At 56.0% G+C, this 14511-nt stretch carries 8 protein-coding genes and 1 other RNA gene; 7 read left to right on the top strand and 2 right to left on the bottom strand.

All coding sequences use genetic code 11. The annotated features are described in order from the left end of the window. The 7 genes from zorB1 to AC07N4_RS11025 all read left to right on the top strand — a co-directional run bounded on the left by zorB1 (position 1) and on the right by AC07N4_RS11025 (position 13413). The gene (zorB1, locus tag AC07N4_RS11055) at positions 1 to 744 is read left to right on the top strand and encodes a type I Zorya anti-phage system protein ZorB1 (RefSeq protein ID WP_493065238.1); all 744 of its coding nucleotides are present in this window, start codon (positions 1 to 3) and stop codon (positions 742 to 744) included. Continuing rightward, entirely contained in the window at positions 741 to 2369 is a 1629-nt protein-coding gene (zorC, locus tag AC07N4_RS11050) for a type I Zorya anti-phage system protein ZorC (protein WP_493065239.1), read from the top strand. Before zorB1 ends, zorC begins: the two co-directional genes overlap by 4 nt. Further along, on the top strand, positions 2369 to 5617 hold the full coding sequence (gene zorD, locus AC07N4_RS11045; protein WP_493065240.1) for a type I Zorya anti-phage system protein ZorD: 3249 nt from the start codon (positions 2369 to 2371) through the stop codon (positions 5615 to 5617). Before zorC ends, zorD begins: the two co-directional genes overlap by 1 nt. A gap of 281 nt (positions 5618 to 5898) precedes the next feature. Next, a complete protein-coding gene (locus tag AC07N4_RS11040) occupies positions 5899 to 7881 on the top strand; it encodes a type I restriction-modification system subunit M (RefSeq protein ID WP_493065241.1) in 1983 nt (660 codons plus the stop codon). Then, positions 7878 to 9275 carry a restriction endonuclease subunit S gene (locus AC07N4_RS11035; RefSeq protein ID WP_493065242.1) on the top strand — a complete coding sequence of 466 codons (1398 nt, stop codon included), beginning with the start codon at positions 7878 to 7880 and terminating at the stop codon, positions 9273 to 9275. Before AC07N4_RS11040 ends, AC07N4_RS11035 begins: the two co-directional genes overlap by 4 nt. Then, positions 9275 to 12475, top strand: a complete 3201-nt coding sequence (locus tag AC07N4_RS11030; protein ID WP_493065243.1) for a type I restriction endonuclease subunit R — start codon at positions 9275 to 9277, stop codon at positions 12473 to 12475. The genes AC07N4_RS11035 and AC07N4_RS11030 overlap by 1 nt, the downstream gene beginning before the upstream one ends. Positions 12476 to 12501: 26 nt before the next feature. After that, positions 12502 to 13413, top strand: a complete 912-nt coding sequence (locus AC07N4_RS11025; protein ID WP_493065244.1) for a restriction endonuclease — start codon at positions 12502 to 12504, stop codon at positions 13411 to 13413. Positions 13414 to 13713: 300 nt separating this feature from the next. Here the strand turns inward: AC07N4_RS11025 and ssrA are convergent. Together ssrA and AC07N4_RS11015 are read right to left on the bottom strand one after the other, a co-directional pair. Further along, positions 13714 to 14103, bottom strand: a transfer-messenger RNA (tmRNA) gene (gene ssrA / locus AC07N4_RS11020). Between the two features lie 96 nt (positions 14104 to 14199). After that, positions 14200 to 14478: a PA2433 domain-containing protein gene (locus tag AC07N4_RS11015; protein WP_102619387.1), complete on the bottom strand. Its 279-nt coding sequence runs from the start codon at positions 14476 to 14478 to the stop codon at positions 14200 to 14202. Between the last annotated feature and the right edge of the window lie 33 nt (positions 14479 to 14511).

The raw sequence follows: 14511 nt of genomic DNA, 5'->3' as shown, positions 1-14511 counted from the left end.
ATGTTTGGTAAACAAATGCCTTCGGCTGCCCGTTCAAAAGACGAGGGAGAGAAGCCTTTCTGGATCTCTTTCGCTGATTTGATGACCGCAATGATGATTCTGTTTCTCGTGGTCATGGTGGCGGCGTTGAGTTCTGTGACGCAGCGTATCAACCAGGCGGAACAGGGGGAGAAGCAGCGTAGCAAGGACATCAGTCAGATTTGCGAGCACCTCAGCCTCAAGGCGAAGACTGCCAGCAAGACCATCGTCGTAGACTGCAAGGACAACCGGATCAGCTTCGGTGATGCTGGCCGCTTTGGGCATAACCAGTATGCGCTGAGCAACGATGGACAATCGGCGCTTCAGGAGGTCGTGCCGATGATTCTGGACGCGGCTAACAGTGAAGAGGGGCGTAAGTGGTTCAAACAGGTTGTGATCGAGGGATCGACCGACACTGACGGTTCCTACCTTTACAACTTGCACCTTTCTTTGCAGCGTTCGGAGTGGGTGATGTGCAGCCTTCTCGATAGTCGCAGCCCGCTCCAGGTCGGTTTGTCGCCTGAGCACCAACAGCAGATCAGATCGATGTTTCTGGCGGGTGGAGTGTCCTTCAACAATGCCAAGGACACCAAGGAAGAAAGCCGGCGAGTGGAATTGCGTATGCAGTTCTTTGGCTTAAAGGAGAAGGAAGGCAATCTCAAGCCAGATGTGCCGGTCTTCTCTAACACTGATCTGGAAAAATGTCAGTTGGCGATGAATCGATGACCAGCTCAATCGCGAGGCTTTCCGCCGCAATTAGCCACAGTCTGTCAGCACATCGCACGGGGCAGGCTCCTGAACTGTTGGAGCGATTCCCCCGTCTGGCAGCTGCTGGAGTCGATCTTTACGAGCGATTCGAGCGCGCTGAAAAGGCTTTGCCGCCACCCGAAGAAAAGCGTCGTGCTGCGATACGCAAGTTTCGCGATGTACTGCCACTCAACGCCTCGGAATGGCGCTTGGTGTTCGCCGGCCTTTCAGACAAGAGTGAGCGAGTCGGGCCGATACTGGACGATGAGCAGCTTTACGCCCGGGTGCACGAAGAAGTCCATCAGCGTATTGAAAGGCGAAGGCTGAACCGCCGGGATTGGCTGGCGCTGTGTTTCAGCTACTTTGGGTATGACGCCGCTACGCCTGCTCAGAACGCCAATTGGTGTCTGTTGCGCGAAGACGTTCAGCTAGGTTTCGAATGCGTCAGGGACCAGCAGAAGCGCGAGAAGGAGTGGGTGCAGATCGTTCAGCAACATCAGGAGCTTTTCTCCGAGCAGGCAGGTGCCAAGCTGGGTGACCAGATGTTCAAGGGCGAGATCAGCGACCTTTCGGCATTGCAGACGATTGCGCAGATCCCTGACAACAGTTGGCTATGGCGCAAGATCTTCAGCGTACTGATTTCTCGAATTTTCATGCTGGATGATGCCGAGTTTTCTGAGCGCTTGGCCGACCTGGTCGACATTGGCCGGCAGCACTCACGGTACATGAACGACATTCTGAGTGCATGCCTGTCGCGTTACCACTTGGCAGCTTATCGAGAGAAGCCATCGTCGCTGCTCAAACAGCTCGCGCTCGACAATTGGGGCAGCCCACAGATCCGCTCGAGGCAAAATAGCTGGCTGCAGTATGTTGAAAAAGATGTCTGTGCGATGGTCGTGGCGTGGTTTGCGAAGGAGGACCTGGAGCACTTCTTCAATCTGCTCAAAGGCGAAGCAGAGGTCGATCAATCACGTCTGCATTATTGGCTACGTTTTGCCAATCAGATGAATTATACCCGGATTGTCATGGGGTCGGATGCCTGGCATGACAGCGGACGAGACTTCGTCCACTTCCGAGAGAAGAACAAAGGGCGCCTTAGCCGGCTGGTAGGCGGTCCCGGTCACAACAACGCCGTCATCATGCAGATCGGGAACTACTTTTTTGTGGAGTTCTCCGGCACGGGTAATGCCTGCTATGTGTATGAAGCAGACAAGTCGCCTTTCAATCCAGACAAGTTACAACTCGAATTGGCGAGTGAGCTGAAGCAGCCTAACCGTGCACTGGATCGAATGCGGCATTCGCCTGCACCTAGCCGCCCGAATCGCATAGAGGGCTGGCTCAGCAAATTCGATTATGCCCTAGAGCAATTAGGTATCCGTGTGCAGAGCCAGACCGCAGCAGCAGGTTCAGCCAAACCATTGCCTTTAGAAGAACAAGTCCGTGACGCCCTGAAGTCGGTCAAACACAAGGTCTATGATCAGCGCGAGCGCGGCGGAGCAATTCAGGTCCAGCTTGATGACCATGACCTGGCCGCCGTAACTGCGCTGCAACGCCTGGGCTTCAGGCCCGTCAATAACCAGCCACTACGGTTCTGGAGGCAGTAATGCTCAAGCGTTTCCTCAAAGGCATTGGCCTGCAGCCGAATTCGGCGGTAGAAAATTTTGAGCCGGATTTTTCCATTGAGGAGCAGGGCATCTGTTATCCCCTAAGCCTGGCGGAGAGCACGGAATCCTGGTCGTTGGCGAGTTATCTTGATCAGCTGGAAGAAGAGGAGTTCGTCTCCCAACTGAGTGATCGCTGGCTGCTGACATGGGATGAGCTCTACCGGCTGCTGGATGAGCCAGAGCACGTAACAAGCCTGCCGCTACTGGGATTGCCGCCACAGACAGCCCTCATCCCTCAATTGAGCAGTCAGGGCAGCCTTGCCTCTGATGATTTCAAAGTCTCTATCAATGGCTGGCGAGATCCGCAGTCCAATGCCAATGTGCAGGTGCAGCGAACGGGGGCCATCGTTCAGTATCAGGGAAACACGGAGATTCTGCCTGAGGCTTCCTGGAAGCTGACCGGTGCAGTACGACAGCTTTACCTGGCACAGCAAATTGAGCCAGGTGAGGTGACCAACCAGATCGGCTGGGCCAGCATCAGGAAGCTGGCGCGCAAGGCTGGCGCTGGCATGGATGGCTTTCTGGACAAGACCGTCGTCATCAAACCCGAAAAGCTTCGACTTAACCCGCGAAAGTCGACCCTGGGCGACACACCGGTTATCGAGCTGCAACCAAGCTTCGAAGGCCAGCCGGACAACTGGCTTGAGAGTTTTGATGGTGCCAAGCAGGTTCAGGACCGATATCGGGTAACTGGTGATGATGGATCGCTGACCCACGTCCTGATTGAGCCTGAAGTCAAATCAATATTGGACTACGTGCGCTCGTTGCCCGGACGTCGGGTCGCTGGCGACAATGCCCTTTCATTCGTCCGTAACCCCTACAGCACACTCGGTGAAAGTGCCGCGCACGTGCTGGATGCCGAGACATATGAAGACGAGCTCGCCGAGGCTGGTATTTTCTTTCACCGCTTTCATCTGGAGCCCGAGCTTGATGAAGCAGGGCAGCGCATCGAGCAGGTAAAACTCACGCTCGAACCGATCTCGCCAACCCCGCAAGCCCCCATCGAGGTTGAGTTCAAAGCCGCCCATGAGCTCGCGCCGCTTGTTCATCAGCTGCAACTGAAGCTGGCCGCGGGCATGCCTGCTGGCTTCTGGCAGGGCTATGAACTCGAACTCAGCGATTTTGATTTGCGCCAGTTGGCAGGCATCAATGACCTGCTTAAACGTTGGCAAAACGAAGCCGCCGGTATTGAGTTTGACTCGGTCCTAGATCTGTCTCTCTACGGCGACCGTGTAACTGGCATTGGAGAAGCGGAAAGAATTACTTCGCCTTTCCTGGTCAAAGAGGCGACCGAGAACTGGTTGCCGAAGGATGTAGCGGCGCTTGGCATCGATGCAGACATCCTTGGGCGTTGGGATCCTTCTGACCGCACTCAATTTGAAGCGTTTGAGCAGAGGCTGGACGAAGCTCAAGCGGCCGGTGATGAAACGGTCTTTTTGCCAGAGTCCGAGACGCCACTCTCGATTGCCGCTGCCGAGCAACTGTTTGATGCTTGGTCGAAGAAGATCGCACCTGTCGAGAACGGTCAGGGCGAGCAACTGGAAAAAGTTGGGCGCGCCGTACTGCAAATCGGCCACAACATTGATGAGCCGACCTACGTTCAAGTGCGTCAAGCAGTGTTACGCGCCGCTTTGGATGCAACGCCAGAGTTGCCTGTCTTGCTCAAGCCTGAGGTTGTCCTGCGCGAGCATCAGCTTCAAGGCGTGGCGTGGTTGCAGCATTTGTTCCGCTTGTCCCCCACGGACGTGTCGGGTTGCTTGCTCGCTGATGACATGGGACTTGGGAAAACGATCCAACTGCTCACCTTTCTGGTCTGGTACCTGGAGCAGTACCCACAGGATCAGCCAACACTGATCGTCGCTCCGGTCTCATTGCTCGATAACTGGGAGCGTGAGCTTCACCGGTTCTTCTTTGCTGACGCGCTGCCTGTGTTGAAGCTGTATGGCCCAGCCTTGAGTGCAGTGAAGTTCAAGAAAGAAGAAATCCCTGCGGACTTGAAAACCAAAGGCATCAAGAATCTGTTGCGCCCAGGTTGGATGGGCGATGCCAGAATCGTTTTGACGACTTACGAGACACTGCGTGACCAGGAGTTTTCCCTGGCGCGCCAGCAATGGTCCATCGTCGTGTGTGACGAAGCTCAGAAGCTGAAGAACCCTGCTGCACTGGTGACTCAGGCGATCAAAGCCATCCCGGCACGGTTTCGAGTGGCGTGCACCGGTACACCTGTCGAGAACACCCTGATCGATCTCTGGTGTCTGTTCGATTTCATTCAGCCAGGTTTTCTGGGGGGGTTAAATCAGTTCGGTCGTGAATATCAGCGCCCAATCGAAGCCGCGTTGGAGCGTGACACGATTGCCTTGGAGCGCCTGCGTGGGCTTATCGATCCGCAGACTTTGCGCCGAACCAAGCAAGATATTGCCAAGGACCTGCCGGCCAAAATCGAAGACGTAGCATGTCGTTCACTTGGCATGCATGCTTTGCAACGCAATCTGTACCTGTCCGAAATATCGGCATACAGCCAGAAGCAGCAGATCGAAGAACAGCTCGATCAAAAGACCTCCGGCATGCTTGGGTTGCTGCACAAGCTCAAGCTGATTTGTGCCCATCCTTACAGCGTTCAGCCAGATACGCGGTTGCGTGACAACTCGCCGAAGCTGCAGTGGTTGATGCAGACGCTCGAGTCCATCAAAAGAGCCGGCAACGGCGATAAGGTCATCGTCTTTACCGAATTGCGAGATATTCAGCGGGAGTTGCAGCACGCGATTCAGCAGCATTTTGGCTTTCGGACGACCGTGATCAATGGTGATACCAGTACCAGCAGTCAAAGCGCTAATAGCCGGCAGAGGCTGATCGACCAATTTCAGGAGCTGCCAGGTTTCGCCGTCATCATCCTGTCCACTATCGCCGTCGGGTTCGGGGTGAATGTGCAGGCCGCCAACCACGTCATTCACTTCACGCGTTGCTGGAACCCGGCAAAGGAAGATCAGGCGACCGATCGGGCCTTTCGGATTGGGCAGCAGAAGGATGTGTATGTGTACTACCCAACGGTTCGCGATGCGGCGATGCCGACATTTGAGGCGACGCTGGATGAGTTACTGAGTAAGCGACGAGCGTTGGCGCGAGATATGTTGAGTGGTGCTTCGGAGCTTCAGGCTTCGGACTTTGAGGCTGTGCTGAAAGCGCAGTGATGTCCGATTTGCCAAGTATCACCGCTCGTCGATATGTCAATTATGGGTACAGATGCACTCCTCTCCGAACGTGCTAATCCGCAAGAGCCTGCGAGCTAGGGCGGGCGCGCCAGTGGTAATTGAGTGGATTGTTTACCTGTTCGCACATCCAGTGTTGGCACTGGGCGCTCCGCGGCTTAATGTGCGCGGCATTCAGGGCGCCCATGAGTTCCAAGCCGTAACATTAGGTCGGCCCGCAAAGTTAAACTCCCCTTTTTGCCTGTACTCCAAGGAATCTTTGAGTGAACACGGAAAACCATTCCCAGACGGCCGCTTTTCTCTGGTCGATTGCCGACCTGCTGCGCGGTGACTTCAAGCAGTCCCAGTACGGTCGTATCATCCTGCCGTTCACTCTGTTACGGCGGATGGAGTGCGTGCTGGAGCCCACCAAGGAAACGGTGATCAGTGTGTCATGTGAGCAGGAAGGCCGGCCTGATCTGGTGCGCGAACGACTGTTGCTTCGGGCTGCCGGGCAGCAGTTCTTCAATACCTCCAAGCTGACTTTGGGTACGCTGTCCGACACTCAGACTGCCGATGATGTGATGAGCTATGTGCAGTCCTTCAGCAAGGACGCACGCGAGATCTTTGAGCACTTCCACTTTGAAGACTTCGTGCAACAGCTCTCTTCGGCGGACTTGCTGTATCAGGTGGTCCAGCGATTTGCAGCGACAGATCTAAGCCCTGAGCGCATCAGCAACTTTGGCATGGGCATCATCTTCGAAGAGCTGATCCGCAAGTTTGCCGAAAGCTCCAACGAAACCGCAGGGGAGCACTTTACTCCGCGCGATATCGTGCACCTGACGACCTCCCTGGTGATCACCGGGCAGGACGAAAAGCTCAAGCCCAACAACATTGTAACCATCTACGACCCAACTGCCGGCACTGGCGGCTTCCTCTCCGAAGGCGACGAATACATCCAGTCGATTAGCGAGAAAGTCACTGTGTCGCTGCATGGCCAAGAGCTCAATCCGGAGTCTTTCGCCATCTGCAAGGCTGACATGCTGATCAAGGGCCAGGACGTGACCAGCATCAAGCTGGGCAATACCCTTTCCTACGACCAATTGTCCGGTCCCGAACACCGCTTTGACTTTATGCTCAGCAACCCTCCGTTTGGCGTTGAGTGGAAGAAGGTACAGAAGCAGATCGCCGACGAGCACAGTGAGAAGGGCTTCAACGGCCGCTTCGGGCCGGGCTTGCCGCGTGTGTCCGATGGCTCGCTGCTGTTCCTCCTGCACTTGGTCAGCAAGATGCGTGACCCACGCGACGGTGGCTCGCGCATCGGCATCATCCTCAACGGCTCGCCGATGTTTACCGGCGGGGCGGGTTCGGGTGAGTCGGAGATTCGCCGCTACCTGCTGCAGAACGATCTGGTCGAAGCCATCGTCGCGTTGCCGACCGACATGTTCTACAACACCGGTATCGCCACCTATGTGTGGATACTCAGCAACCACAAGACCGCTGCGCGCCAGGGCAAGGTGCAGTTGATCGACGGCAGCCAGCACTACGCCAAAATGCGCAAGTCGCTGGGCAGCAAACGCCAATACATCACCGAGGATCAAATCAGCGATTTGGTGCGTCTGTATGGCAGCTTCGAGCAAACCGCACAGAGCAAAATCTTCCCCATCGACGCCTTTGGCTACCGCCGCATCACCGTCGAACGCCCGCTGCGCCTGAACTTCCAAACGAGCGCCGAACGCATCGCTAAAGTGCTGGAAGAAAAAGCCCTGCAGAAACTCGACAGCGCTGCTCAGCAGCACCTGCTGGCTGCCCTGCAAGCGATGGACGCCAGCGTGCTGCACCGCAATCGCGAGCAGTTCAGTAAGCTGCTAAAGAAAGCCCTCACCGCGCACAGCGTCAGCCTCAGCACGCCGGAGCTAAAAGCCCTGATGAGCGCCCTGAGCGAGCGCGACCCTGAGGCGGATATCTGCATGACCAAGGGGCAGCCGGAAGCAAACGCTGGCCTGCGCGACAACGAGAATGTGCCGCTGGGCGAATCGGTGTACGACTACTTTCAGCGCGAAGTTATTCCACATGTGCCGGATGCCTGGATCGACGAGAGCAAAACCGATGCGCAGGATAGTGAGGTCGGCATTGTCGGTTTCGAGATTCCCTTTAACCGCCATTTCTATGTGTTTCAACCACCGCGCCCGTTGGCCGAGATCGATAGCGACCTGAAAGCATGCACCGACCGTATCAAGCAGATGATTGAGGGGCTGTCGGCATGACGTTTTCAGCGTATTTGGACTACAGGGATTCTGGGGTCGAGTGGCTAGGGGTTGTACCTGAACATTGGGGTGTTAAACCACTCAGGTATCTCGGTCGCTTTAGAAAGGGGTTGACGATAACAAAGGCAGATTTAACTGATACAGGTATCCCTTGTCTGAACTATGGTGAAGTTCACTCCTTGTATCCTTTCGAGGTGAACCAGGACATGCAGGCTCTAAAATGCGTGCCTGCAGAGTATCTGGAAACAGAGCAATCATCTTGTATTAGCTATGGCGATTTTGTGTTTGCCGATACCTCGGAGGACCTTGATGGCGTCGGCAATTTCACTCATGTGTCAGGCTTGGAGCCTCTTTTTGCGGGCTATCACACGATTATCTATAGCTTGGATTCGGACGTAAGTTCACGGTTTCTTGCCTATTGCCTAGAGTCATATGCATTCAGAACCCAGTTACGTATGGGCGTAAAAGGGGTCAAGGTATTCAGTGTTACTCAGGAAATTCTTCGCGGTGGTATTGCTTGGCTTCCTACAACAGCCGAGCAAACCCAAATTGCTCTCTTCCTCGACCACGAAACCGCGCGCATCGACGCGCTGATAGAAGAGCAGCAGCGCTTGATTGAACTGCTCAAGGAAAAGCGCCAAGCCGTTATCTCCCAAGCCATCACTAAAGGCCTCGACCCAACGGTGCCGAGGAAAGACTCCGGTGTGGAGTGGCTGGGAGAGGTACCGGCACATTGGGAAATCACTCAAATTAAACGTCGGTGTGATCTGATTACTGATGGTGCACATATTTCTCCTGAGACGGAAAGCGGGGTTTATTGCTTTGTCTCCACCAGAGATGTATCAGACGAAGGCATAGACTTTGATGGTTGTCTTCGAACTTCTGCTGCCAGTTATGAGTACCTAGTAAAAACAGGCTGCCAGCCAGCGACCGGTGATGTTCTATTTAGCAAGGATGGGACTATAGGCCGGACTATTGTAGTCGGTGAAAATTCGCCAGATTTTGTCGTTGCGTCTTCACTGATTATTATCAGGCCCAACAGAGAGGAATTACTGGCAACATATCTCGACTTCCTGTGCCAGTCTTGGGTAGTTTCCCAGCAAGTAGACGGTTTTGTGAAAGGCGCGGGCTTGCCTCGCTTGTCAATTCAAAATCTTACAAAGGTTGTTGGCGTTTTCCCTCCACTTGAAGAGCAAGCACTTATTGCTGATTTTCTTCAGTTGCAGTGCGTAGCTGCACGCCAATTGTCTAGCGAAGCATGGCGCACAATGGAGCTCTTAAAAGAACGCCGCTCCGCCCTAATCTCCGCCGCAGTCACCGGCAAAATCGACGTACGCGGCTGGCAGTCACCGGTCAGCGCGCCGTCCCCTGAATTAGCAGAAGAGGCCGTGTAATGGCGGACAGCAAGGAAGCTCAGTTTCAGCAAGACATTATCCACGCCTTGGCAGCCCAAGGCTGGCTAGTCGGCACCGCCAGCGGCTACGACCGGCGCACCGCGCTGTATACCGAAGACGTGCTGGGCTACTTCAAAGACGCTTGGCCTGAGCGTTGGGACAAGTTCGCCAAGGCCAACCCGAACAACCCGGACGATGTGCTGGTACAAAAACTGGTGCGCGAGCTGGAGCAGAGCGGCACCCTGGATGTGCTGCGCCATGGCTTCAAGCTGCCGGCGGTGAAGGTGGAGCTGTGCAGCTTCCAGCCCGACCACGGCATGAACCCGGACACCCTCAAACGCTACCAATGCAACCGCCTGCGCGTGGTGCCGGAGGTGTCCTACTCGCCACATGCGCGTGAGGCTGGCAGCAGTGGGCAAAGCTACAACCCACGGCTGGATCTGGTGCTGTTCGTCAACGGCATCCCCACCGCCACGCTGGAGCTGAAAAGCGACTTCAAGCAGTCGGTGGAAAACGCCAAGCGCCAGTACCGCCAAGACCGCCCGGTCAAAGACCCGCTCACGCGCAAGCCCGAGCCGCTGCTGACCTTCAAGCGCGGCGCGCTGGTGCACTTTGCCGTAGGTCAGAACGAGGTGGCGATGACCACCAAGCTGGCAGGTAAAGACACCTTCTTCCTACCGTTTAATCTCGGCAGCGAGGAAGGCGGCGCGGGCAATCCGATACCTGAGGACGACAGCCAATACTCCACTAGCTACTTATGGCAACGCCTGCTGCAGCCGGATGCTTGGCTAAAAGTGTTGGTTCGCTTTCTGCACTTGGACAAGAAAACCAGTGAAAGCTTCGATGGAACGCTGGTGACCAAGGAGACGATGATCTTCCCGCGTTATCACCAATGGGAAGTGGTCAATAAGCTAATCGATACCACCCGCACCGAAGGGCCGGGCAAGCGCTATTTGATCCAGCACAGCGCCGGCTCGGGCAAGTCCAACTCCATCGCCTGGACGGCGCATCAACTGGCCTCGCTGTACGACGATGCCGGCCAACGGTTGTTCAACTCGGTGATCGTGATTACCGACCGCACCGTGTTGGATAAGCAGCTGCAGGACACCATCTACCAGTTCGAGCATGCCCAAGGCGTGGTCAAGCAGATCAATCGTGAAACCAGCAACCAGAGTAAATCCGAACAACTGGCCGAAGCACTGGCCGAGCAGACGCGCATCATCATCGTCACGATTCAGACGTTCCCGGCGTTGTTCGACGCGCTGGATAAGTACCCCAAGCTCGCCAGCGGGCGCTATGCGGTAATCGCCGACGAGGCGCATTCCTCGCAAACCGGCTCATCGGCCAGCAAGCTGAAGCAGATTCTTGGCAGCGATGCCCTGGAAGGGGAAGAAGTCAGCGCCGAAGAGCTGCTCGACGCCGCCGTGCAGGCGCGTCAACCGAATGAGCGCATCAGCTACTACGCCTTTACCGCCACGCCCAAGGCCAAGACCTTGGAGCTATTCGGGCGCCCGGCCGACCCGACGCTGCCAGCCAGCTCAAGCAATAAGCCGGAGGCGTTTCACCTGTACTCCATGCGCCAAGCTATTGAGGAAGGTTTTATCCTCGACGTGCTGCGCAACTACACCACCTACAGCACCGCCTGGAAGATCGCCCACCCGGATGGCGAAGACGACGAAGTGGACAGCAAAAAGGCGCGCATCAAGCTGGCACGCTGGGTGCGCCTGCACCCGTACAACATTAGCCAAAAGGTCGAAGTGATCGTCGAGCACTTCCGCGCCAATATCCGTGGCCTGCTGGGGGGGCAGGCAAAGGCGATGGTGGTGACTACTAGCCGCCAGGAAGCCGTGCGCTACCAGTTGGCGATGAAGGCTTACGTGCAGCAGATGGGTTACAGCGATGTGCACCCGCTGGTGGCGTTCTCCGGTAGCGTGTTACCGGATGAGGTGATCCCCGAAGAAGTGACGGAAAACAGTAACCTGCTCAACGCTGGCCTCAATGGCCGGGACTTGGCGGACGCCTTCGACACCCAAGACTTCAACGTGATGATCGCCGCTAACAAGTACCAGACCGGCTTCGATCAGCCCAAGCTGTGCGCCATGTACGTGGACAAGAAGCTGCAAGGCGTGGACTGTGTACAAACCTTGTCGCGGCTGAACCGCACTTTCGGTGATAGCAAGCAAACCTTCATCCTCGACTTTTTCAACGAGCCGCAGGACATTCTTGACGCCTTCTTGCCTTACCACACCAAGGCCGAACTGACCGATGTGACTGATCCGCAGATCATTTATGACCTGCAGAAGACGCTGGATGCAGAGGGAATTTATCACTGGCAGGAGGTCGAAGCGTTCGCCATGGCCTTCTTCGACCCCAAGGCGGCGGCCAGCAAGCTCAGCTACTACTGCGCCCCGGCTAGAGAGCGCTTTGCCAAGCGTTATGCTTTCTCGATCGAATCGCGCGAGCAGGCGCTGGATTACAAGCGCACCGCCGAAGCCAACGGCGACAGCGCCGGCCTGAAAAAGGCCGAGCACGCGCTGAAAGAGGCTGGCGAGCAGGTTGATCAGCTCGACCTGTTCCGCAAGAACCTGCAGAGCTTTGTGCGCCTGTACGAGTTCCTCTCCCAGATCGTGCCTTATGAGGACCGCGAGCTAGAGCAGCTGTGTGTGTACGCCAAGCACCTACACCCGCTGCTACGCGTGGATCGTCTGCAACAAGACGACGTGGACGTGGGCGAACTGCAGCTGAGCCACTACCGCCTGAGCAAGCGCGCCGAGCATCAATTGCGGCTGAGCGAAGAACACGGTGAATACACCCTCAAGCCCGGCAGCGATGTAGGCAGCGGTAAGCCCCACGACCCGGAGAAAAAGCTCCTGTCGGAAATCATCGAGGCGCTGAACGATATCTTCGGTGCCGAGGTGGGGGACGACGACCAACTGCAGTTCCTCACCGGTATCGCCCAGCGCATCAGCCGCCAAGAAGACGTGATGGCTCAAGTGAACAACCACTCGGTTGAGCAAGTGATGCACGGTCTTTTCCCCAAGCGCGTCCTCGATACAGTGTTGGATGCCATGACCGACCACGAGAAGCTGTCGCTGGAGGTACTGGATAACGAGACCAAGAGCCGTGCGTTTGCGCTGGTGATTTTGAAGATGCTGAAGACGGTGGCCGGGCTCGATAAGAGCGGCTCGCGCGGCATCTAAGCGGCCAATAATGTTGGGGAGTGATGATGGCAATTCCGGATTTTCAAAGCGTCATGCGACCGGTGCTGGCTACCGTGCAGAACGGTGCATCGCTGTCTCTCAATGAGTTGCGTGAGCGGGTGGCCAACCATTTTCAGTTGACCGAGGACGAGCGTAAGGAGCGGCTGCCCTCCGGCCATCAGACGGTGATCAACAACCGTGTGGGCTGGGCTCGCACCTACTTGAATAAGGCTGGGCTGCTGTGCATTCCCTCCAAGGGCATGGTGCAGATCACTGCGCGTGGCCGGGACGCTTTGGTCAGTGGCCCCGAGCGCATCACTGTGAGCTGGCTGAAGCAGTTTCCCGAGTTCGCGAACTTTCATACCGCCAAGCCGCAAACACCTGACGCACCTGCCGAGTTGGGCATTGAGACTGCCGAAACTACGCCGGACGAGCAGTTGGCCGAGGCGCATCAGGCGCTTGTGCAGTCCCTCGCAGACGAGTTGCTGGCGCAGGTCCGGGCAGCGACACCCAGTTTCTTTGAGCAGTTGGTGGTCGATCTGATGATTGCCATTGGGTACGGCGGTTCGCGCAAGGAAGCTGGTAAGGCGACCCAGGCGACCAACGATGACGGCATCGACGGCATTATCAAGGAGGACAAGCTCGGCCTCGACGTGATCTACCTGCAAGCCAAACGCTGGACCAACACGGTACATCGCCCGGAGATCGACAAGTTCATCGGCGCCCTGACTCGTCAGCGGGCGCGGAAAGGCGTGTTTATCACTACTTCGGATTTTTCCGATGGTGCCCGTTCTGCAGCGCAGGGCCTGGATATCAAAGTAGTGCTGATCGATGGTGTTGAGCTGGCGCGGTTGATGGTAGAGAACAACCTGGGTGTGAGCGTTAAGCAGGTGTACGAAGTGAAGCAGCTGGACAGTGATTACTTCGCGGAAGAGTGAGTCACAATCCAGGTGGCCGGCTCTCCCAAATAGGTATGAACTCGGAGATCACTGTTGTTGTGGCAGTTTTTATCCCTGCCATGGAGAAGGGCTTCCTACGAAACCGCGATTACGGTGCTGACTGCCACGATAAGAGCGACCCTAACAAAATCAGGTGCGCACTGGAAAGGCGACAGCCACAGATGGCCTTCGCGGGCAGACACGCTGTCTAGAGCTGGCATAAAACAGCCAAAACAGCCCAGAAAGGCACAAAAAAGGCACTGTAGCTATTCGCTAAGTGCCTAATTTTTAACGCTTATTTGGTGGAGCCGGGGGGATTTGAACCCCCGTCCGCCAGTACTCCGCTGTCGGTACTACATGCGTAGCCGTGTCTATTAAGTTAACCCTCAGCGACCCGACGGGCAGGGTGCTTTGGGCGAGTTGTGTAAGTTTTAGCCGCTTCGTCCACAACGTACTGCACGGCGATTCTGTTCTATATGACAATCATTTTGGGTTTACAGACATCCCCTGATGATTGCTGGACCCGAAGGTACCAGGAGTGCATGTCAGCTGCAATTAAGCAGCGAGAGCAGCACCGTATTGGTCGTCATTGGCAACTATAAGTAGTTGCAACAGTGGATTTACGACTTCTGTTACCAAGTCGGCATGCACCTAAAGTTTCGCAACCGGCGTCGAATCCTAAACGGCCCCGAGCCTGGTGCTCTGTACATCTCGAAGAGCAGCAAGCCTGTGCAGTGTACGCCAATCGACCGTCAAGGCCAACCCGAAGGTTGGCCGCGGCTTCGATCAATTGTTGGTGCCGGTGGATTTGCGCAGTTCCAGAATGGTTTGCTGGGTTTCTGCAACGCAATCGTCGATCTTGCCCTGGGCCTTGAGCGCCTGTGCCTTCTGCACACTGGCCTCGGCACGCTGACTCAATTCGGGCGACGATGACAGCTGCCCCTTGGCATTGTTGATGGTCTGGATATTGGTATCGCAAAGGCTGGCAGGCTTGTCAGCGGCAAACGAAGCAGACGCCATCATCGAGGCAGTAACGAACAGACCTAACAGTACAGAACGTTTCATATGAATCTCCTTGAACTGAGGATCCAGACTTCG

It is taken from the genome of Pseudomonas sp. GW821-FHT09E04 (genome assembly GCF_059416185.1).
The sequence above is the reverse complement of the archived record's forward strand: the minus strand, read 5'-3'. Positions and strand labels throughout refer to the sequence as shown.

What these genes read in the sequence shown, in the direction of transcription:
- zorB1 (WP_493065238.1), top strand. Translation starts at nt 1, where the DNA reads ATGTTTGGTAAACAAATGCCTTCGGCTGCCCGTTCAAAAGACGAGGGA.
- zorC (WP_493065239.1), top strand. Translation starts at nt 741, where the DNA reads ATGACCAGCTCAATCGCGAGGCTTTCCGCCGCAATTAGCCACAGTCTG.
- zorD (WP_493065240.1), top strand. Translation starts at nt 2,369, where the DNA reads ATGCTCAAGCGTTTCCTCAAAGGCATTGGCCTGCAGCCGAATTCGGCG.
- AC07N4_RS11035 (WP_493065242.1), top strand. Translation starts at nt 7,878, where the DNA reads ATGACGTTTTCAGCGTATTTGGACTACAGGGATTCTGGGGTCGAGTGG.
- AC07N4_RS11030 (WP_493065243.1), top strand. Translation starts at nt 9,275, where the DNA reads ATGGCGGACAGCAAGGAAGCTCAGTTTCAGCAAGACATTATCCACGCC.
- AC07N4_RS11025 (WP_493065244.1), top strand. Translation starts at nt 12,502, where the DNA reads ATGGCAATTCCGGATTTTCAAAGCGTCATGCGACCGGTGCTGGCTACC.
- AC07N4_RS11015 (WP_102619387.1), bottom strand. Translation starts at nt 14,478, where the DNA reads ATGAAACGTTCTGTACTGTTAGGTCTGTTCGTTACTGCCTCGATGATG.